General features: G+C 70.5%; 2 protein-coding genes. One reads left to right on the top strand and one right to left on the bottom strand.

Annotated features, from left to right (window positions below; genetic code table 11):
• The first annotated feature begins 151 nt into the window (after positions 1-151).
• A complete protein-coding gene (locus AC27IQ_RS24120) occupies positions 152-1264 on the top strand; it encodes a serine hydrolase domain-containing protein (RefSeq protein WP_487091075.1) in 1113 nt (370 codons plus the stop codon).
• A gap of 88 nt (positions 1265-1352) precedes the next feature.
• On the opposite strand, the gene AC27IQ_RS24115 is transcribed toward AC27IQ_RS24120, so the two are convergent.
• On the bottom strand, positions 1353-1520 hold the full coding sequence (locus AC27IQ_RS24115) for a hypothetical protein (protein ID WP_487091074.1): 168 nt from the start codon (positions 1518-1520) through the stop codon (positions 1353-1355).
• Between the last annotated feature and the right edge of the window lie 94 nt (positions 1521-1614).

Genomic DNA, 1614 nt, shown 5'->3' with positions numbered 1-1614 from the left:
ACTAGGGCATATCGCTATTTAATTGATAGCATTTCCCGGGCCGATCTGCACCGGCCCGGCGGTTTCGGTTCCTGGCTCCGGCAGCAGGGGGCCGGACCGCTGAACCCATTCCGCGCCCCACCACGCTGCCCCTTCCATTCCATTCCATTCCATGCCGATGCTTTTGCGAACCCTGTGCGGCGCGGCCCTGCTGCTGCTCGCCAGCGCGTGTACGTCCGTCCCACCGGCTTCGACGGCGCCCGTGCCCGCCGCCTTTCCCGGCGCATCATGGGAGCCCCAGCCCGTCGCGGAGCAGGGGCCGGCCTGCCGCCGCGGTCTCGAAGCCGCCGGCGACTACCTTCGCACCCTGGACACGACCGCCCTGATGGCGGTGCAGGACGGCCGGGTGCTGTTCGCGTACGGCCCGGTGGAGGCGGTCAGCATCGTGTTTTCGGTGCGCAAGAGCGTGCTGTCGATGCTGTACGGCCCGCCCGTGGCGGACGGCACCATCGACCTCGACCGCACGCTGGCGGACCTGGGCATCGACGACACGGGCGGCCTGCTGCCGATCGAGCGGCAGGCGACATTGCGTGACCTGCTCACGGCGCGTTCGGGCGTCTACCATGCGGCCGCCAATGGGGGCGACGACGCGGCGGCCGCGCCGGCGCGCGGCTCTCAGGTGCCGGGCCGCTATTTCCTCTACAACAACTGGGACTTCAACGCGGCCGGCACCGCCTTCGAGCGCATGACGGGGCGCAGCATCTACCAGGCCTTCGCGGACGATCTGGCCGCGCCGCTGCAGCTGCAGGACTTCGACCCGGCGCGGCATGTGCGCAGCGGCGATGCCCGGCGGTCGGAGCACCTGGCCTATCCCTTCTTCCTGTCCACGCGCGATATGGCGCGGCTGGGCCATCTGATGCTGCAGCAGGGCCGCTGGCGCGGGCGGCAGATCATTCCCGCGGACTGGGTGGCGCGGATCACGCAGCAGACGACGCCAGCCTCGCAGATGCACCCGGCGCACACCGCGCGGCGCGGCTTCGGGTACGGCTATCTGTGGTGGCTGCTGCAGGAGCCGCCGGACTCGCCCCTGGCAGGCGCCTACATGGCCTGGGGCGTGCACGGCCAGTACATCCTGGTGGTGCCGAAACGGCAGATGGTGATCGCGCACAAGCGCCAGGTGCCGGTGGCGGGCGACTGGAACGTCAGCTGGGTCGGTCCAAAGGCGTTCCTGCACGCTGCCCGCCTGCTGGCGGCCGCGCCCTGCCGGGCCGGCGAGGCGCCCTGACTGGTCCGCGCTGCCGACGGGGTCGGCAGGGAGGGCCGGAAAGGGCCGCGAAAAATGCCACCAGCGCAATCAGTACCAGGGCATATTGCTATCGAATTTGTAGCGTATCGCCTGGCTGCACCACCGCATCCCCAGCCCCCAGCCGGAACACTCCCGCCGCCCGCACCAGTTCCTCCGCCTGCGCCCGCAGGCTGTTCGCCGCGGCGGCCATCTCCTCGACCAGCGCGGCGTTCTGCTGGGTCGACCCTGGTCCCATCGTGGGTGATGGCCCTGGCCCACCTGCCTCCACGCCCGGCGCTCTTGCTCGCTGCTGCGGCGCTGATCTCGCCCATGATGTCAGTCACCCGCCG

This window comes from Acidovorax sp. KPB24-07, from assembly GCF_057543315.1.
This window is presented reverse-complemented; position numbering and strand designations above follow the sequence as displayed.